Source organism: Falsiroseomonas tokyonensis, assembly GCF_019024325.1.
Lineage (GTDB): Bacteria > Pseudomonadota > Alphaproteobacteria > Acetobacterales > Acetobacteraceae > Falsiroseomonas > Falsiroseomonas tokyonensis.
Map to the genome: position 1 here is coordinate 254,641 of NZ_JAFNJS010000004.1, position 18,457 is coordinate 273,097.

The window sequence follows — 18,457 nt, forward strand, 5'->3', positions numbered from 1 at the left end:
CTTCTACCTCCCTGCGGCCGCGCGGCGCGCGGCGAATTCGCGTTCGAGCAGCGGGATCGACCCGCCGGCCTGCCAGATCTGCACCATGCGCTCCGAGAAGGGTTTTGCGCGCAGGATCCGGCCATCCGGCAGGGTGACGAGGCCGGTCGCGGGGTCGGCCGAGAGCGCCTCGCCATCCTGAACGGCGGCGTGGATGTCGGGGCAGATCATCACGGGCAGGCCGTGGTTCAGGGCGCGGCGCAGGAAGCCGGAATCGCAGGATTCCACGACGACGACGGCGATGCCGGAGGCCCGCAGCGCGACGCTGACCTCGACATGGTTGTGATGCGCGAAATTGCGGCCGCCGACGATGATGTCGCCGCGCCGGACCAGCTGCGCGAATTCCGGCCGCATCCGGCGAAAGCACATCGCCCGCAGCGCGTCCTCGTCGAATTCTTTCCCGAAGCTGTCGCGGATGATCGAGAACTCGATGATCCCGTCATCGCCATGCACGTCGTCGCCGAACTTCCACACACGGCCCGTGCAGGTGGTCATGCCGCCGTCTCCGCCAGCAGCGGGCGCGGGTCCGCGATGGCGCCCGCGATGGCGGAGGCCGCGACCACCGCGGGGCCGGCCAGGAAGACGCGGGAGGTGCGGTCGCCGTTGCGGCCCTGGTAGTTGAACTGCTGCGTCGAGATCAGGACCTCATTCGCATTCAGCACGCCCTGGTAGCCCCAGCAGGTGGTGCAGCCCGGGGCCAGGATGGTGGCGCCGGCCTCGGCCAGGTCCCCCAGGATGCCCTCGCGGGACGCCTCGACATAGACGCCGCGCGAGCCCGGCGTGACGTAAAGCGTGACGTGGGAGGCGATGCGCCGGCCGCGCAGCAGCCGCGCCGCCTCCCGCAGATCGTCCAGGCGGCCGTTGGAGCAATAGCCGATGGTGGCCTGGTCGATACGCTGGCCCGCGGCCTGTTCCACCGGCACGCCGCCATGCGCATCCGGCGGCAGGGTGACCATCGGCTGGATGGCCGAGAGGTCGTAGGTCAGCTCGGTCATATAGGCCGCACCCGGATCGGCGCGCACCACCTGCCAGGGCCGCCCGGCGTCGCGGGCGCGGACATAGTCCAGCACCGCCGCGTCCGGCGCCATGATCCCGGTATAGGCCCCCGAATGGAACAGCGAGGCCAGCACCGTCTGCCGGTCGTCCAGGCTGAGCGAAGCAAGCCCCGGCCCCTCGAATTCCACGCAGCACTGCAGCAGCCGCCCGTCCGCGGTGCAATCCCGCAAGATGGTCTGGATGAGGTCGCGGGCGGTGACGCCGAAGCCGAGCTGGCCGGTCAGCGTGATGCGGGCGGAGGGTGGCACCGCGATCCAGTTCTCGTCCTGGATGATGGCGACGATCACCTCCGTCGAGATCGGCAGGTTCAGCGCGCCCAGCGCGCCGATGCTGGCGATGTTGCCCTCATCCGAGAAGATCAGCGTGCCGGGCCTGGCGAAGCCGCGCTCGGTCAGCACCAGGTGGCGCAGGCCGTTGCCGGGGCCGAAGAAGTTCTCGATGCCCTGCTGCGCGCACCAGTCGCGCAGCGTGCGATGCGTCTCGTGGTGGGGCGAGCCCATGGCGGCGGAGGTGGAGTGGTCGATCACCATCACCGCCTTGTCCGGGCGCGGGATGCGGTCGACGCCGATGCGCTCCAGGTTGCGCTTGTGGCCGGGCCAGAACAGTTCCTGGCAGGCGGTGTAGTCGGGCGTGACGGTGACGTAGTCGCCGACCTCCACCGCCGCCCGCCCGCAATGCGCGGCGATGATCTTCTGGGCGATGGTTTGCGGCGCGGTCATGCGCCGGTCTTGAACCGCATGCTTCCTCCACCGGCCGGTCTTGGGCGCAGCCCGTTGGTGCTGGGCTTATAGGACAGACTTATGGCCGAAGGAAGCCTTGGGGGCCTCGTGCTGAGCCCCCACCCAACCCTCCCCCGTTTACGGGGGAGGGTCGGGGTGGGGGGAACGCGCAGCCCCCTCACCCCTCCGGCCTCTCCTCCCGCGCCGGCAGCGGCGGCAGCGGCGGCACTTCCGGGTTGCCCTCCTGCTGGTCGCGATACAGCGCCGCGCGGGCCAGCAGCATCAGCGTGACCGGCGTCGTCACCACCATGAAGGCCGCGATCAGCAGCTCATGCAGCACCGGCCGCGCCTGGGTGACGGAGAAGAACAGCATCGAGGCCACGAGCACGCAGCCGATGCCGAGCGAGGTGGCCAGTGTCGGCGCATGGATCCGGTCGTAGAAGCTGTGCAGCCGCAGCAAGCCGATGGAGCCGACCAGCGCCAGCGCCGAACCGGCCAGCAGCAGCAGCGCCACCGGCACGGCGAGCCAGAGCGAGACCTCGGCCTGCGCCATCATTCGATCACCTCCCCCCGCATCAGGAACTTGGCCAGCGCCGCGGTGGCGACGAAGCCCAGCAGCGCGATCAGCAGCGCGGCCTCGAAGTAATGGGTGCTGCCGGTGCGGATGCCGAAGACCAGCAGCAGCATGGCGGCATTCACATACATGGTGTCCAGCGCCAGCACCCGGTCCTGCGCCCGCGGCCCGCGCAGCGCGCGGAAGGCGGCGCAGCCCATGGAGGCCACCAGCAGGATCTGCGCGCCCAGCAGCGACCAGGACAGGACGGACCAGGCGAGCTCTTCCAGGGTCATTCGAAGATCTCCATCAGCCGGGCCTCCCAGCGGTCCTTGATGATGCCGACCCAGGCCTCCTCGTCGATCAGGTCGAGCACATGTAGCAGCATGGTGTTCTCCACGCTGTCGTATTCCACCCAGACGGTGCCCGGCGTGGTGGTCAGGATGCAGGCCAGCGCCGCCAGGCCATAGGGGCTGCGCATCTGAAGCCGCACCCGCACGAAGCCGGACCGCCGCGGCTGCCAGCCGCCGCGGCGCAGGATGATGCGCGCCACATCGGCGTTCGATCGCAGCACCTCCACCAGCACCAGGCCCAGCAGGCGCGGAATGCCGGCCAGCCGGCGCAGGCGCCCGTCCGGCGGGGTGAGGGAGACCAGCATCCAGCCGCCGGCCAGGCCGAAACCCGCCGCCAGCAGCAGGCTGCCCGGCTTCACGCTGCCGACCAGCAGCAGCCAGAGCGCGGCCAACGACACAGCGAAGACCGGGAAGGGCAGCAGGCGCCTCATCGCACCCGCTCCGCTGGCGGCGCGGCCAGCACGCCGCCCAGATAGCCGCCCGGGGCATGCAGCGCCTGGGCGGTGTCCTGCATGTAGCGCATCACCGGCCCCGCCCCGGCGCTGAGCGCGACGCAAAGCAGCAGCAGCAGGCCGATGGGCGCGATCTCGATCACCCGGATCGCCGGGGTGCGCCGGGCGGGGGAGGCCCAGAAGACCTCGATGCCGGCGCGCAGCATGGCCACCACCGCCGCCAGGCCCGACAGCACCAGAGCGCCGAGCAGCACCCAGCTCAGCGCCGGCACCGGCCCCGCGCCCAGCAGCGGCGAGAGGATGGCAAATTTCGCCAGGAACCCCGAAAGCGGTGGCAGCCCGGCCAGCAGCAGCGTGCAGGTCAGGAAGGCGAAGCCGAGGATGGCGAGCGAGCCTGGGATGACGACGCCGACCTCATCTTCCTCATCCTCCTCCTCCTCCTCGCCGCTGCCGAAGGCTTCGCGGGTCACCGCCAGCACGTCGGCGCCCACCTCCCGCCCCCGCTCCACCAGCTCGATCAGCAGGAAGAAGGCGCCGATCGCGAGAACGGAGGTGGTGAGGTAGAACAGCGCGCCGGCGGTGGCCGCCACCTGCCCCGTGCCGATCGCGGCCAGCAGCGTGCCGGAGGAGACCATGACGCTGGCGCCGGCCAGCCGCGACAGGTTCTGCGTCGCCAGCACGGCGATGGAGCCGAAGGCGATGGTCGCCAGGCCGCCCAGCGTGATCAGGGTGCCGCCGAAGCCGATGGACTCCCCCGCATCCGTGCCGAACAGCAGCAGCCAGACGCGCAGCACCGCATAGATGCCGACCTTGCTGAGGATGGACAGTACCGCGGCCGCCGGCGTGCTGGCCGCCGCATAGGTGGGTGAAAGCCAGAAGCCCAGCGGCCACATCGCCGCCTTGGTCAGGAAGGCAATGCCGAGGATGGCGGCCCCGGCCTCCAGCAGCGCGCGATCCTCCGGCGCCACATTGCGCATGCGCATGGCGAGGTCCGCCATGTTGAGCGTGCCGCTGATGCCGTAGATGACGCTGACGCCCACCAGGAACAGCAGCGAGGCGACCAGGTTGACGATGATGTAGTGCAGCCCCGCCCGCACCCGCGCGGTGCCGGAGCCATGCAGCGCCAGGCCGTAGGAGGCGGCCAGCATCACCTCGAAGAAGACGAACAGGTTGAACAGGTCGCCGGTCAGGAAGGCGCCGTTCAGCCCCATCAACTGGAACTGGAACAGCGGGTGGAAATTGGGCCCGGCGCGATGCCAGCGGGCGAGCGAGAAGGTGAAGGCCGCGGCGCCCAGGATGGCGACCAGCAGCAGCATCAGCGCGGACAGCCGGTCCAGCACCAGCACGATGCCGAACAGCGCCGGCCAGTCGCCCAGCCGATAGACCCGGACCACCGGCGCATCCGCCAGGCCCAGCAGCAGCACCGCCAGCACCACCAGGCCGAGGCAGGAGGCCAGGCCCAGCGCCACCGTCGCGCCACGCCAGCGGTCCCCGATCAGGATCATGGCGATGCCGGCCAGCATCGGCAGGACGATCGGCGCGATGGTCAGGTGGTCCATCCAGCCGGTCACCGGTCGCGTTCCCGGCCATCCACATGGTCCGTGCCGGTCAGGCCGCGCGCGGCCAGCAGCACCACCAGCAGCAGCGCCGTGGTGGCGAAGCCGATGACGATGGCGGTCAGCACCAGCGCCTGCGGCAGCGGATCCGCATAGCGGGCCAGCGTGCCCATCTCGCCCTTCTCCAGGATGGCCGCGGCGCCGGTGCGTAGCCCGCCGGTGGAGAAGATGAACAGGTTCACGGCATAGGAGAGCAGCGACAGGCCGATGATGACCTGGAAGGTGCGCGGCCGCAGCAGAAGCCAGATGCCGGAGCCGGCAAGCACGCCGATGGCCAAGGACAGGACGAGTTCCATCAGCCGCCCCCCGCCACGCCAAGCTTCGGCCGTTCCGGCGCCGGCTCCGGCACCGCCTTCGGCACGCTCCGGTGGGCGCGCACCGACTGGTGCGCGAGCGCGATCAGCATCAGCAGCGTGGCGCCCACCACCAGCGCGAAGACGCCGATATCGAAGACCAGCGCGCTGGCCACCGGAATCCGGCCGATCACCGGCAGGTCCGCATAGTCGAAATAGGAGGTCAGGAAGGGCTTGCTGAAGGCCCAGGCGGCCAGGCCCGTGCCGGTGGACAGCAGCAGGCCGGTGCCGATCCAGAGCTGCGGCCGCAGCCGCAGCCGGTCCTCGGTCCAGTCCGTGCCGCCGACCATGTAGAGCAGGATGATGGCAATCGCCACGACCATGCCGGCGGAGAAGCCGCCGCCCGGCAGGTCATGCCCGCGCAGCAGCAGGAAGAAGGCGGTGACGATCATGATCGGGAAGACCAGCCGGGTCAGCATGAAGGGCACCAGCAGCCAGTCGGAGCCCGGCCCGCTGGCGGCACCGTGGCGGCTGCCCCCCTCGGCACCCGGCGCCTGGTCGCGCTGCTGTTCCGGCACCTGCCGGCTATCGGCGGCGGGGCGGAAGCGGCGCAGCAGGGCGAAGGTGGCCAGCGCCACGGCGGCGACCACGAAGATCTCGCCCAGCGTGTCGAAGCCGCGGAAATCCACCAGGATGACATTCACCACATTGGTGCCGCCGCCCTCGGTATAGCCACGCTCCAGGAAATGCTGCGCCAGCAGGTCGGCCGGCGTGCGGGTCATCACCACATAGCTGAGCGCCGCCATGCCGAGGCCGGCGCCGAGCGCGATGGCCAGGTCGCGGGCGCGCCGGCCGCGCGTCAGCACCTCCGGCCCCCGATCCCCCGGCACCTGGCGGCGCTTGGGCAGCCAGCGCAGGCCGAGCAGCAGAAGCACGGTGGTGACGATCTCGACCGTCAGCTGGGTCAGGGCGAGGTCCGGCGCGGAGAACCAGACGAAGGTGATGCAGACCATCAGGCCCGCGCCGCCCACCAGGATCAGCGCCGCCAGCCGGTGGTACTTGGCCTGCCAGGCGGCCCCCAGCGCGCAGGCGGCGCCTACCGCCCAGATCAGCACCAGCACGGGGTCGATCGGCGCCGGCACCAGGTTGCCGGGGCCGAGGCCCCGCAGCCAGACCGCGGCCCCCCCGGCCACGATCGCCGCGCCCAGGATCAGCCGGAGCTGCGGCTGCAGGCGTTGCGTGCCGGCCCGGCGTTCCAGCAGCCGCGCCAGGCGCCAGGAGAGGAAGACCATGCTGCGTTCGAAGATGCGGCGGCCTTCCAGGCGGCGGATCAGCGGCGGGCCGTCCATGACGCGCAGCCGGTCCTGCAGCAGCAGGTACAGCACCACGCCGCCGGCCAGCGCCAGCACGCTCATCAGCAACGGCAGGTTGAAGCCGTGCCAGACGGAAAGGCTGTAGGCCGGCATGGCATCGCCCAGCACGGATTGCGCGGCGAAATGCAGGAAGGGGCCGACGGTGGCCGCGGGCAGCACGCCCACCATGATGCAGACCAGCACCAGGATCTCGACCGGGAAGCGCATCCAGCTCGCCGGCTCATGCGGCGTCTTGGGCAGGTCCGTGGGCTCCGGCCCGAAGAAGGCGCCATGGATGAAGCGCAGCGAATAGGTGACGCTGAAGGCGCTGGCCAGCATGGCGGCGAAGGGCAGGATGTTCAGCAGGGTGAAGACCGGCGCCTCGGCCGACAGCGCCTCGGCGAAGAACATCTCCTTCGAGATGAAGCCGTTCAGCAGCGGCACGCCGGCCATGGCCGCGGCGGCGACCAGCGCCAGCCGCGCGGTGAAGGGCATCGATCGGTTGAGCCCCGACAGGCGGCGGATGTCGCGCGTGCCCGTCTCATGGTCGATGATGCCGGCCGCCATGAAGAGCGAGCATTTGAAGGCGGCGTGGTTCAGGATGTGGAAGATGGCGGCAACCAGGGCCAGCTCGCTCTTCAGCCCCAGCAGCAGGGTGATCAGGCCCAGATGGCTGATGGTGGAATAGGCCAGCAGCCCCTTCAGGTCGTTCTGGAAGATGGCGATATAGGCGCCGATCAGCATGGTGATCAGCCCGGCCCCGCCGACCAGCCAGGTCCATTCCTCGGTCCCCGCCATCACCGGCCAGAGCCGCGCCAGCAGGAAGACGCCGGCCTTCACCAGGGTTGCCGAATGCAGATAGGCCGAGACCGGCGTCGGCGCCGCCATGGCGTGCGGCAGCCAGAAGTGGAAGGGGAATTGCGCGCTTTTGGTCAGCGCGCCCAGCAGGATCAGCAGCAGCGCCAGCAGATACAGCGGATGGTCGCGGATCACATCGCCCGAGGCCAGCACCACCTCCAGGTCGTAGCTGCCGACGATATGGCCGAGCACCAGCATGCCGGCGAACAGCGCCAGGCCGCCCGCCCCGGTGATGGTCATGGCCATGCGCGCGCCGTCGCGCGCCGCCGCCGTGTGGTGCCAATAGCCGATCAGCAGGAAGGAGAAGAGGCTGGTCAGCTCCCAGAAGAAGGCCAGCTGGATCAGGTTGCCCGCCATCACCAGGCCGGTCATCGCGCCCATGAAGGCCAGCAGGAAGGCGAAGATGCGCGGGACCGGATCCTCGGCCGACATGTAGTAGCGGGCATACAGCACCACCAGCGCGCCGATGCCGGTGACCATGCCGGCGAACAGCCAGGCGAAGCCATCCATCCGCAGCACCAGGTTCAGCCCGAGGCTCGGCATCCATTCGAATTCCGCCCGCAGCACCCCGCCGGCCGCGACCGTCGGATAGGCGGCCCAGACCAGCGCCAGGTTGACCAGCGCGATGGCGCCGGCGAGGCCCGCCGCGGTATTGCGCGCACGGCGCGGCAGGACCCCGGCCGCGAAGCTGCCGAGGAAGGGCAGGACAAGAAGGGTCAGCAGCAGCAGGGCGTCGGGCATCCGATCAGGTCAATCCGCCTCGGGCATCGAATCCACCGACCGTCCGTGCCGGTGCAGCAGCGCCACCACCTCCTCCGGCGTGGCGGCGGCGCGCAGCTGGCGCAGCGCCGCCGGCTCCCGCAGTGCGCGGCAGGTGTCGGACAGCGCGGGCAGGAAGCCTTCCGGCGCGGCTTCCGGCCAGAGCACCAGGATCACCAGGTCCACCGGCTCATCGTCCTTCGCCTCGTAGTCGATCGGGCGCTTCAGGCGGGCGAAGAGCATCACGGGCGGGGACTCGCCGGGCAGGCGGGCATGCGGCAGGGCGACGCCGCGGCCGAGCGCGGTGGAGCCGAGGTTCTCGCGATCCTCCAGCGCCTCCAGGATCTCCTGTTCCGGCCTTCCCAGGCGCTGCGCGGCCTCCGCCGCCAGGGTCTGCAGCAAAGCGCGCTTGCTGCCGGCGCCGAGGTCGAGCCGGACATCGGCGGCGGAAATGCGTTCGGTGATGGCCATGGTCCCCTACCCTTCTGCGGCGCCTCGGCCACCTCACCCATCGGCTGCCCTCGCCCAGGCGGCCATGCGCAAGTGGATGCTCGCCGGCCGGCGGGACGGGATGCAACGGGCCTAGTCGATATATGAACTGGGTGCAATCCGCCGGACGGGCGGGCTGCCTGGGCTGAAGCGGGTTTGAAGCGCGCGGGTTCCCTGGGCTGCGGACGGCTGCCTCAGCGAACCGCTTCCAGCACGCTGGCGCGCGCGCCCTGGGCCACCAGACGGGCCAGGGCCGCCTGCACCGCCGGGCGGAAGACCGGGTGGCGGGGCAGGTCCTCGCCGAAGATGGCCGGGATGGCCAGCAGCCGGTCCGCCAGGGCGGCGGGGTCGGCCAGGCCAGGGGCGCAGGCCTGGGACAGTTCCGTGATCAGCGGATCGCGCAGATGGATGGGGGCCCCGCCCTCATCCACGCCCACCGTGTAGCGCATCCACCCGGCTACGCCGAGCACCAGGCAGTCGATCGGCCGGCCCTGTTCCAGCGCCGCGCGGATCGTGCCGAGCAAACGCTGCGGCAGCTTCTGGCTGCCATCCATGGCGATCTGGCTGGTCTGGTGGCGCAGCGCCTGGTTGCGGAAGCGGGAGAGCAGCCGGGCCGCATAGTCGTGCAGGTCCAGCCCTGGCGGCGGCGCCAGATGCGGCATCACCTCCGCCCAGAAGGCGTCCAGGAAGGCGCTGAAGGCCGGGTCGGCCGCGGCATCGGCCACCGTCCCGTGCCCCGCCAGATAGCCGAGATAGGCCAGCGCCGAATGGGCGCCGTTCAGCATGCGCAGCTTCGCCAGTTCGAAGGGCGCGACATCGGCGGCGAATTCCGCGCCAGCGATGGCCCAGTCGGGCCGACCGGTGGGGAAGTGGTCCTCGATCACCCATTGGCTGAAGCGTTCCCCCACCACCGGCCAGGCATCCTGCAGCCCGAGCGCGGCGGCGATGCGGGCGCGGTCCTCATCCGTGGTGGCGGGCACGATGCGGTCCACCATGGTGCAGGGGAAGGCCACCTCGCCTGCGATCCAGGCGCCGAGATCGGGATCCCGCAGCGCGGCCAGGCGGGCGGTGAGCCTGCGGGTGGTGGCGCCATTGGCGGGCAGGTTGTCGCAGGACAGCACGGTGAAGGGCGGCGTGCCGGCAGCGCGGCGGCGGCGCAGCGCCTCCACCAGGAAGCCCGGCGCGGAGCGCGGCGCGACGGGCAACGCCAGGTCGTGGCGAATGTCGGGATGCGCCTCGTCCAGCGCGCCGCTGGCCGGGTCGTGGCAATAGCCCTTCTCGGTGACGGTCAGGGAGACGATGCGCGTCGCCGGCGCGGCCATGGCGGCCAGCAGCGCCTCCGGATCCTCCGGCGCCACATGCAGGCCGCGCAGGGCGCCGATCACCTGCAGGCGCTCCGCCGCGCCCTCCCGCTCGGCAAAGGCATAGAGGCCGCCTTGTGGGCACAGGGCATTGCGCGTGGCGGGGCTGCGCAGGCTGGCGGCGACGATGCCCCAGTCCCGGGCGCCGGCGCGCAGCACCGCCTCCGTCATCACCGCCTGGTGCGCGCGGTGGAAGGCGCCGAGGCCGAGATGCACGATGCCGGGGGTGACGGCGGCCCGGTCATAGCCCGGCCGCAGCACATGCGGCCGCAGATGCGTCAGCTTCGCGCCCGAAAGGCGCATCATCCGGGCCGCGCTGCGGCGGCGTGGCGCAGCCCGGCGATCACGCCGCGCAGCTCCGCCAGGCCGCGCAGCCGGCCGATCAGCGGATAGCCGGGATGGGTGGGCCGCTCGGCATCCGACAGCAGCTGGTGGCCATGGTCCGGCCGGAAGGGGATCAGGGCGCCGCCGCGCCGCGCCTGCTCCGCCAGGAAGGCGGCGAGCACCGCGGGCATGTCCACATCGCCGTCCAGATGCGCGGCCTCGTGGAAGGAGCCATCGGCCTCATGCCGCACATTGCGCAGATGCAGGAAGACCGTGTGGGGGGCGAAGCGCCGGGCCATCGCCGCCACGTCGTTGCCACGGCCGGCGCCGAGCGAGCCGGTGCAGAAGGTCAGGCCATTGGCGGGCGAAGGCACGGCGGCCAGAAGGTCCGAAAGATCCTGAGCGGTCGAGACGATGCGCGGCAGGCCGAGCATGGGGCGCGGCGGATCGTCCGGATGGATGCCCAGCACGATGCCCGCCTCCTCCGCCGCCGGCACCATCTCCGCCAGGAAGCGGGCGAGGTTCGCCTTCAGCGCGGCGGCGTCGATGCCGGCGTAGCTGTCCAGCATGCGGCGCAGGCCGGGGATGTCGTAGCGGTCATAGGCGCCGGGCAGGCCGGCCATGATCGAAGTCAGCAGCGTCGACTTGTCCGATTCCGACGCCTGCGCGAACCAGCCCCGCGCCGCCTCCAGCACCGCCGGCGGGTGATCCGCCTCCGCCCCCGGGCGGGCCAGCATCAGCATGTCGAAGGCGGCGTGGCGCACCGCGTCGAAGCGCAGCGCGACGGCGCCGCTGGGCATGGGATGCGCGAGATCGGTGCGGGTCCAGTCCAGCACCGGCATGAAGTTGTAGCAGACCGTGCGGATGCCGGCGCGGCCGAGGTTGCGGAGCGATTCGCGGTAGTTGGCAAAGATGCGGGCGAGGTTGCCGGTGCCGCGCTTCACATCCTCATGCACCGGCAGGCTTTCCACCACGGACCAGCGCAGGCCGGCGGCCTCGATCATCGCCTGACGGGCGCGGATGGCGTCTTCCGGCCAGACCTCGCCATAGGGGATCTCATGCAGCGCGGTGACGATGCCCGTCGCGCCGGTCTGGCGGATTTCCTCCAGCCGGATCTCGTCCAGCGGGCCGAACCAGCGCCAGGTCTCCTCCACGGCGGCGTCTCCTCAGAACACCAGGTTGGGCAGGAACAGCACCAGTCCCGGCCAGAACACCATCAGCACGATCAGCGCGATGACGGCGGCGAGGAAGGGCAGCGCCTCCCGCGTGTATTCGTCCATCGGGCAGTCGAGCATGCCGCAGACGGTGTACATGGCAACCCCCACCGGCGGAGTCATGCCACCCAGCGTCACCGTGGTCATCATCACCATGCCGAAATGCACCGGGTCGATGCCCAGCCGCATGATGACCGGCACCAGGATAGGCGTCAGCAGCAGGGTGACCACGGTGGATTCCAGGAACATGCCGAGGAAGGCCAGGAAGACCACCAGCAGCAGCATCAGCACCTGCGGGTCCGAAGACAGGCCGGCGAGGAAGGCGGTGGCATCCTGCGGCACGCGCTCCAGCGTGATCATGTAGCCGATCATGGCGGAGAACATGATGATCAGCATGATCATGCCGGTATCGGTCAGGCTGTGGCGCAGCGCGGTGACCACCTTGGCGAAGGTCAGTTCCCGGTACACCAGCGCGCCGATGACGATGGCATAGGCGACGGCGAAGGCCCCGGCCTCTGACGGCGTGAAGATGCCGTAGCGGATGCCGACGATCAGGAAGACCGGAAAAGCCAGCGCCCATTTGCTCTCCCACAGCGCCACCGCCACTTCCTTCGCCGAAGGCAGGGTGGCGCGTTCCGGCGCATAGCCGCGGCGGCGCGCGACCAGCCAGGCGGTGACCATCAGGAACAGCGTCATCAGGATGCCCGGCACCAGCCCCGCGACGAAGAGCCGCCCGATGGAGACATTGCCGAGGAAGCCGTAGAGGATCAGGCCGATGCTGGGCGGGATGGTCGCCGTGATCAGCGACCCCACCGCGATGGCCGCGCAGGTGAAGCCGCGCGAATAGCCGCGGGCGAGCATGGAGGGGCCGAGGATGCGCGCCTCCATCGCCGCATCCGCCACCGCGGAGCCGGAGACGCCGCCCATGAGTGCCGAGAGCGCGATGGCCACCTGCGCGAGGCCACCGCGGATCCAGCCGGCGAGCACGCTGGCGAGCCTGATGAGACGTTCCGTGATGCCGGATTCGTTCATCAGGTGCCCGGCCAGCACGAACAAGGGCACGGCGAGCAGCGGAAAGGACTGCGTTGCCGAGACGATTTTTTGCACAGCGATCGCCGGCGGCATCGGGCCAAACAGATAAAACAGGAAGGCGGCGGTGCCGATCGCGAAGGCGACCGGCATGCCCAGGAACATCAGGACGAAGAACGCCCCGCTGACGATGGCTGTCACAGCACCATCCCATCCACGCTGCCGGTGGTGATCGCCTGCCGGCCCATCAATCCGCGCAGCAGCCGCACGACGGTGGTCAGCAGCATCAGCGCCGCCCCCACCGGAATCGCCGCCGTGACCCAGCCATAGGAGAGCGGGGTATCGCCCAGCTCCCGCTCCAGATTCAGCAGCGTGAGTTCCGTGCCGAGCCAGACCAGCGCGGCCAGGAAGGTCGCGATCAGCACCAGCCAGGCATAGGCCAGCAGGCGTCGCAGCGCCGCCGGAAACGCGCGCACCAGGATGTCAATCTCGATGTGCTGCCAACGCTTCAGTGCGACATCGGCGCCGAGCACCGCGGTCCAGGCAAACAGCAGCTGCGCCGCATCCACCGCCCAGATCAGCGGCATGCCGATGGTGCGGGAGATGGCGCCCAGCAGCACCAGCAGGCAGACGCCGGCGAAGAGGATGATGCCGACCGTCTCCTCGGCCTTCTCCAGGGCGCGCATCGCCTCAGCCCGCCAGCACGGCTTCGACCTCGCGCCGCACCGCGGCATAGTTCAGCTTGTCGTACACGACCTTCGTCGCCTCCCGGAACGGCGCCAGGTCCGGCGTGGTGATGGTGAGGCCCTGGGCCTTCAGCCGCGTCTCGAAATCATCGAGCGAGGCGAGCGTGGCCTGGGAGCCGGTGTCGCCGCCCTTCAGCGCTTCCTCCCGCAGGATGGTGCGGAGTTCCGCCGGCTGGCGGTCGAACCAGATGCGGGACCCGATCAGCCCGGTGATCAGGTTGATGTGGGAGGTCTTGGTGATGAAGCGCACCACCTCATACAGCCGCGAGCCCCAGAGCGCGGGGTATTGCGCCTCCGCCGCATCGATCGCGCGCAGCTGCAGGGCGGAATAGACCTCCGTCCAGGGCAGCGGCGTCGGCGTCGCACCCATGGCGCGGATCGTCTCCAGCCAGACCGGCGCGCCGGGGGTGCGCAGGCGCAGGCCGTTGAGATCCGCAGGTGCTGCGATGGCGCGGTTGGTCAGCAGGTGGCGGTCGCCCTGGAACCAGTTGAAGGACAGCACCTGGTGGCCGGAGGCCGTGCGCAGCCGGTCCGCCCAGCGGTCGAACAACGGCGAGGTGGCGAGCTTGCGGAGCTCCGGGAATCCATTGGCGATATAGGGCGCGCCCAGAATGCCGAACTCGCGGACGAAGGGCGCGAGGCGCCCGCCATCCACCACCACGGCGACGCCGGCGCCGGCGCGCGCCTGTTCCAGCACATCCTCATCCGAGCCAAGCTGGGAGGAAGGATACAGCCGCACCTGCAGGCGGCCATTGCTGCGCGTCTCGACGCCCTGCTTGAAGGCTTCGAGACCCTTGAACAGCGGATCATCCGCCGTCAGTGCCGAGTTCACGTTCAGCGTCGCGGCCTGGGAGAGCGCAGGGCGCGCGAGGAAAGGCGTGGCGAGCGTGGCCGTGAGGGCAAGACGACGGGTGATCATGGCGGCTTCCTCCTGTTCTTGTTGTCAGACGCCCCGTTTCTGGCGCCAGGTGGCGAACTCGGTGAGGCTGGCGGGGTCGGTCGCGGGATAGAGCCCGACCAGGCTGCGGCCCTCCGCCACCTTGGCGGCGGCGAAATCCTCATAGGCCGTCATCTCGGTGGCCTCCTTGGCGATCTCCTCCGCCAGATGCGCGGGGATGACGATGACGCCGTCGGCATCGCCGAGCATCACATCGCCCGGGAAGACCGGCGCATCGCCGCAGGCGATCGGCACGTCGATGTCGATGGCCTGGTTCAAGGTCAGGTTCGTCGGCGCGGAGGGGCGCTGATGATAGGCGGGAATGCCGAGCGCCGCGATCTCCGCGCTGTCGCGAAAGCCGCCATCGGTCACCACGCCGGCCACGCCGCGCGCCTTCAGCCGACCAACGAGAATGGCGCCGGCGGAGGCGGCGCGGGCATCCTTGCGGCTGTCGAAGACCAGCACCTTGCCGGCCGGGCAGTTCTCCACCGCGCGGCGCTGCGGATGGGTGGGGTCCTTGAAGACCTCGAGGCCGTTCAGATCCTCCCGCGCCGGGATGTAGCGCACGGTCACCGCTTCCCCCACCATGCTCTCCGTCACCGGATGCAGCGGCAGCACGCCCTGGATCATCTGGTTCCGCAGGCCGCGCTTGAAGAGGATGGTCGCGACGGTGGCGGTGCTGACCTTGCGCAGCAGGTCGCGGGTGGTGTCGTTCAGGGCCATCAGGCTTTCTCTCAATAGATCACGGGTTCGAGGACCGGCGCGCCGAAATCGGTGCGCAGGAAGTCAAAGTCGCAGCCCTCATTGGCCTGCTGGACGTGCCTTGTGAAGGCATAGCCGTAGCCGCGTTCGAAGCGCGGCGGTGGCGGCGTCCAGGCGGCGCGGCGGCGCGCCAGCTCCTCCTCCGAAACGCGCATGTTGATGCTGCGCGCATCCACATCGACCTCCACGATATCGCCGGTCTGCAGCAGGGCCAGCGGGCCGCCGATGTAGCTTTCCGGCGCCACATGCAGCACGCAGGCGCCGTAGCTGGTGCCGGACATGCGCGCATCGGACAGGCGCAGCATGTCCCGGTGGCCTTCCTTCAACAGGCGCTTCGGCATCGGCAGCATGCCCCATTCCGGCATGCCCGGCCCGCCCTGCGGCCCGGCATTGCGCAGCACCAGGACATGGTCCGGCGTGATGTCGAGCGTCTCGTCATCCACCGCCTTCTTCATGCTGGGATAGTCGTCGAAGACCAGCGCCGGGCCGCTGTGCTTCAGGAATTTTTGGTCCATCGCCGCCGGCTTGATCACGCAGCCATCCGGCGCGAGGTTCCCCTTCAGCACCGCCAGCGACCCCTCGCCATAGATCGGATTGTCGAGCGGGCGAATCACGTCGTCATTGTAGACCTTTGCCCCGGCGATGTTTTCGCCCAGCGTGCGGCCGGAGACGGTCAGGCAATCCAGGTGCAGATGCGCGCGCATCCGCTCCATCAGGCCCAGGATGCCGCCGGCATAGAAGAAGTCTTCCATCAGGTACGTGCTGCCGGAGGGGCGGACATTGCCGATGACGGGCACGACGCGGCTGGCGCGCTCAAAATCATCCAGGCCGATGTCATGGCCGGCGCGACGTGCCATGGCGATCAGGTGGATGATCGCATTGGTGGAGCAGCCCATCGCCATGGCGACGTTGATCGCATTGAGAAATGCCTTGTGGATCTGGATGCGCTTCGGCGTCAGATCCTCCCACACCATCTCGACGATCCGCCGGCCGCTTTCGGAACACAGGCGGATATGGCCGGCATCGGCGGCGAGGATCGAGGAGCCGCCGGGCAGCACCATGCCGACCGATTCCGCAATCGCCGTCATGGTGCTCGCCGTGCCCATGGTCATGCAGGTGCCGTGGCTGCGCGCGATGCCCGCTTCCACGCCGAGCCAGTCCTGCTGCGTGATCTTGCCCGCGCGCAGCTCATCCCAGTATTTCCAGCTGTCGGAGCCGGACCCCAGCACCTTGCCGCCCCAATTGCCGCGCAGCATCGGGCCGGCGGGGATGAAGATCGCGGGAATGTCCATGCTGGTGGCGCCGAGCAGCAGGCCCGGCGTGGTCTTGTCGCAGCCGCCCATCAGGATGGCGCCGTCGATCGGATGGCTGCGCAGCAGCTCCTCCGTCTCCATCGCCAGCATGTTGCGGTAGAGCATGGTGGTGGGCTTCACCAGGCTCTCGGAGAGCGACAGCGCCGGCAGCTCCACCGGGAAGCCGCCGCCCATCAGCACACCGCGCTTCACATCCTCCGCCCGCTGGCGCAGATGCGTGTGGCAAGGGTTCAGGTCGGACCAGGTGTTGACGATGGCGATGACCGGCCGGCCCTGCCATTCCTCCGGCGCGTAGCCCATCTGCATGGTGCGGGAACGGTGGCCGAAGGAGCGCAGATCCGCCGGGCCGAACCAGCGGGCGCTGCGCAGATCTTCGGGCTTTTTACGGGCGTCGGTCATCATCACTCTCAGTCGATCTGGATACGGGCGCGGCGCGCAACCTCGCCCCAGCGGGCGGTCTCGCTGGCGACGAAACTACGAAAATCATCCGGCGAGGTGCCGTTGGCGGTGATGCCGAGGTCGCGGAAACGGTCCGCCACGCTGGGCTGGGCGAGTGCGGCCACCGCTTCGCGATGCAGGCGCAGCACGATCTCGGGCGGCGTGCGGGCGGGGGCGAAGAAGCCGTTCCAGGACAGGCTCTCGAAGCCCGGCACCGTCTCCGCCACCGCGGGCACGTCCGGCGCGGCGGGGCTGCGCTGCAGGCTGGTGACGCCGAGCACGCGCAGCTTGCCCTCGCGCGCCAGCGGCCAGACGGAGGAAAGATTGTCGAAGGCCATCGGCAGCTCGCCGCTCATCAGCGCCGTCGCCACGCCGGCGCTGCCGCGATAGGGCACATGCTCCAGCTCCGTCCCGGTCAGCTGGCCAAACAGCGTGCCGGCGAGATGCACGGAAGTGCCGACGCCGGAGGTGCCGAAGGCGACGTCGCGCGCCGGGCGGCTGCGCAGCAGCGCCACCAGCTCCGGCACCGTCCGCGCCGGGAAATTCTGCGTCACCGCCAGCGCATTGGGCTGCGCCGAAAGCTGCGTGATCGGCGCGAAGTCGCGCAGATTGTCATAGGGCAGGCGCGGATAGATCGCCGGGTTGATTGCGTGGCTGCTGATGGTGCCGAGGCAGATCGTGTAGCCATCCGGCGCCGCGCGCGCGCAGACCTCCGTGCCGATATTGCCGCCGGCACCGGGCCGGTTCTCGATCACCAGCGGCTGGCCCAGCGACTTCGACATCTCCGCGCCCACCAGGCGGGCCACGGTGTCGGAGGTGCCGGCCGCGAAGGGGACGATGACGCGGATCGGCTGGCTCGGCCAGGCGGCCGCGCGGCCCTGGGCCAGTGCCGGCAGCGCGGCAAGCGAGAACAGCGCGGCGAGCGCCAGGCGGCGGGTGGGTAGGCGCATGGATGTCTCCTCTGTCCTGCGCGGCCTCGACGGGGCTCGCTTCCGGACAGCCGTATCTGATATGTTAGATTCCAGAACGTCAATATGCATTCTGGTCGGCACCGCGGCGGCTGCTAAAGGAACGGCGCGATGAACACCGTCTTCCCGGAAGCCGAGCCCGAGCTCTCGGCCCTGTCCCCCGTCGGCCCGCGGCGATCCGCCGCGGATATCGCCTATGCGCGGCTGCGCGAGGCGCTGATCTCGCTCGCCCTGCCGCCAGGCTCCGTCGTCTCGCGCCTCGCGATCGCGCAGCGCCTCGGCATCAGCCAGACCCCGGTGCGGGAGGCGCTGATCCGGCTGCAGGACGAGCATCTGATCGAGGTGGTGCCGCAATCCGCGACGCGCGTGTCCCGCATCGACCTGAACCATGCGCGGGAGGCGCATTTCCTGCGCCTGGCGCTGGAGGTGGAGGTCGTGCGGCGCCTGGCCCGCGCGCCGGCGCCGGAACTGGGTGAGGCCTTGCGGGAGGAGCTGCGGCGCATGCGCGCCGTGCTGGCCGACAGCGACCGCGCGACCTTCGCCGAGGCCGACGAGGCCTTCCATCTGGCGCTGTTCAGCGCCGCACGCGTGCCGCGCCTGCGCGAATTGGTGCGCAGCCGCGGCGGCCATCTCGACCGGCTGCGCCGCCTGCACCTGCCGGAGCCCGGCAAGACCGAGGCCGTGCTGCAGCAGCATGAGGCGCTGGCCGCCGCCATCCTCGCCGCCGATGTGGCGGGCGCGGAGGCGGCGCTGCGCGCGCATCTTTCCGGCACCTTTGCCGAGGCGGAACGCCTGCGCGCGGCCAACCCCGCCTTCTTCGCCTGAG

18 protein-coding genes are annotated in these 18,457 nt (G+C 70.2%); 1 reads left to right on the top strand and 17 read right to left on the bottom strand.

Features of this window, described 5'->3' with window-relative positions:
- Positions 1–3 precede the first annotated feature (3 nt).
- The 17 genes from J3S20_RS14960 to J3S20_RS15040 all read right to left on the bottom strand — a co-directional run bounded on the left by J3S20_RS14960 (position 4) and on the right by J3S20_RS15040 (position 17,613).
- A complete protein-coding gene (locus J3S20_RS14960; protein ID WP_216837294.1) occupies positions 4–534 on the bottom strand; it encodes a 3-isopropylmalate dehydratase small subunit in 531 nt (176 codons plus the stop codon).
- Positions 531–1,814, bottom strand: a complete 1,284-nt coding sequence (locus J3S20_RS14965; RefSeq protein WP_216837295.1) for a 3-isopropylmalate dehydratase large subunit — start codon at positions 1,812–1,814, stop codon at positions 531–533. The genes J3S20_RS14960 and J3S20_RS14965 overlap by 4 nt, the downstream gene beginning before the upstream one ends.
- A gap of 178 nt (positions 1,815–1,992) precedes the next feature.
- Positions 1,993–2,370: a monovalent cation/H(+) antiporter subunit G gene (mnhG, locus tag J3S20_RS14970; protein WP_216837296.1), complete on the bottom strand. Its 378-nt coding sequence runs from the start codon at positions 2,368–2,370 to the stop codon at positions 1,993–1,995.
- Positions 2,367–2,663: a K+/H+ antiporter subunit F gene (locus J3S20_RS14975; RefSeq protein WP_216837297.1), complete on the bottom strand. Its 297-nt coding sequence runs from the start codon at positions 2,661–2,663 to the stop codon at positions 2,367–2,369. Before J3S20_RS14975 ends, mnhG begins: the two co-directional genes overlap by 4 nt.
- Positions 2,660–3,151 (bottom strand): Na+/H+ antiporter subunit E, encoded by a 492-nt coding sequence (locus tag J3S20_RS14980; protein WP_216837298.1) that lies wholly within the window; start codon positions 3,149–3,151, stop codon positions 2,660–2,662. Before J3S20_RS14980 ends, J3S20_RS14975 begins: the two co-directional genes overlap by 4 nt.
- Positions 3,148–4,743, bottom strand: a complete 1,596-nt coding sequence (locus tag J3S20_RS14985) for a monovalent cation/H+ antiporter subunit D (protein ID WP_343215229.1) — start codon at positions 4,741–4,743, stop codon at positions 3,148–3,150. The genes J3S20_RS14980 and J3S20_RS14985 overlap by 4 nt, the downstream gene beginning before the upstream one ends.
- Positions 4,740–5,084 carry a Na+/H+ antiporter subunit C gene (locus J3S20_RS14990; RefSeq protein WP_216837299.1) on the bottom strand — a complete coding sequence of 115 codons (345 nt, stop codon included), beginning with the start codon at positions 5,082–5,084 and terminating at the stop codon, positions 4,740–4,742. Before J3S20_RS14990 ends, J3S20_RS14985 begins: the two co-directional genes overlap by 4 nt.
- Positions 5,084–8,032, bottom strand: coding sequence for a monovalent cation/H+ antiporter subunit A (locus J3S20_RS14995; protein WP_216837300.1), 2,949 nt, complete (start codon positions 8,030–8,032; stop codon positions 5,084–5,086). The genes J3S20_RS14990 and J3S20_RS14995 overlap by 1 nt, the downstream gene beginning before the upstream one ends.
- A 9-nt stretch (positions 8,033–8,041) precedes the next feature.
- The gene (locus J3S20_RS15000; protein WP_216837301.1) at positions 8,042–8,521 is read right to left on the bottom strand and encodes a PTS sugar transporter subunit IIA; all 480 of its coding nucleotides are present in this window, start codon (positions 8,519–8,521) and stop codon (positions 8,042–8,044) included.
- A 212-nt stretch (positions 8,522–8,733) separates the two neighbouring features.
- On the bottom strand, positions 8,734–10,206 hold the full coding sequence (locus J3S20_RS15005; protein WP_246602839.1) for a mannitol dehydrogenase family protein: 1,473 nt from the start codon (positions 10,204–10,206) through the stop codon (positions 8,734–8,736).
- The gene (gene uxuA / locus J3S20_RS15010) at positions 10,203–11,378 is read right to left on the bottom strand and encodes a mannonate dehydratase (RefSeq protein ID WP_216837302.1); all 1,176 of its coding nucleotides are present in this window, start codon (positions 11,376–11,378) and stop codon (positions 10,203–10,205) included. Before uxuA ends, J3S20_RS15005 begins: the two co-directional genes overlap by 4 nt.
- 12 nt (positions 11,379–11,390) lie before the next feature.
- Positions 11,391–12,668 (bottom strand): TRAP transporter large permease, encoded by a 1,278-nt coding sequence (locus J3S20_RS15015; RefSeq protein WP_343215230.1) that lies wholly within the window; start codon positions 12,666–12,668, stop codon positions 11,391–11,393.
- Positions 12,665–13,153, bottom strand: a complete 489-nt coding sequence (locus J3S20_RS15020) for a TRAP transporter small permease (RefSeq protein ID WP_216837303.1) — start codon at positions 13,151–13,153, stop codon at positions 12,665–12,667. The genes J3S20_RS15015 and J3S20_RS15020 overlap by 4 nt, the downstream gene beginning before the upstream one ends.
- 4 nt (positions 13,154–13,157) lie before the next feature.
- Positions 13,158–14,132: a C4-dicarboxylate TRAP transporter substrate-binding protein gene (locus J3S20_RS15025; RefSeq protein ID WP_216837304.1), complete on the bottom strand. Its 975-nt coding sequence runs from the start codon at positions 14,130–14,132 to the stop codon at positions 13,158–13,160.
- A gap of 24 nt (positions 14,133–14,156) precedes the next feature.
- Positions 14,157–14,873: a ribonuclease activity regulator RraA gene (locus J3S20_RS15030; RefSeq protein ID WP_216837305.1), complete on the bottom strand. Its 717-nt coding sequence runs from the start codon at positions 14,871–14,873 to the stop codon at positions 14,157–14,159.
- An 11-nt stretch (positions 14,874–14,884) separates the two neighbouring features.
- Complete coding sequence (gene araD / locus J3S20_RS15035) at positions 14,885–16,624, bottom strand: L-arabinonate dehydratase (RefSeq protein ID WP_216837628.1); 1,740 nt, start codon at positions 16,622–16,624, stop codon at positions 14,885–14,887.
- Positions 16,625–16,632: 8 nt separating this feature from the next.
- Positions 16,633–17,613 (bottom strand): Bug family tripartite tricarboxylate transporter substrate binding protein, encoded by a 981-nt coding sequence (locus J3S20_RS15040; protein WP_216837306.1) that lies wholly within the window; start codon positions 17,611–17,613, stop codon positions 16,633–16,635.
- Between the two features lie 129 nt (positions 17,614–17,742).
- On the opposite strand from J3S20_RS15040, the gene J3S20_RS15045 reads away from it, so the two are divergent.
- On the top strand, positions 17,743–18,456 hold the full coding sequence (locus tag J3S20_RS15045) for a GntR family transcriptional regulator (RefSeq protein WP_216837307.1): 714 nt from the start codon (positions 17,743–17,745) through the stop codon (positions 18,454–18,456).
- The last annotated feature ends 1 nt before the right edge of the window (position 18,457 follow it).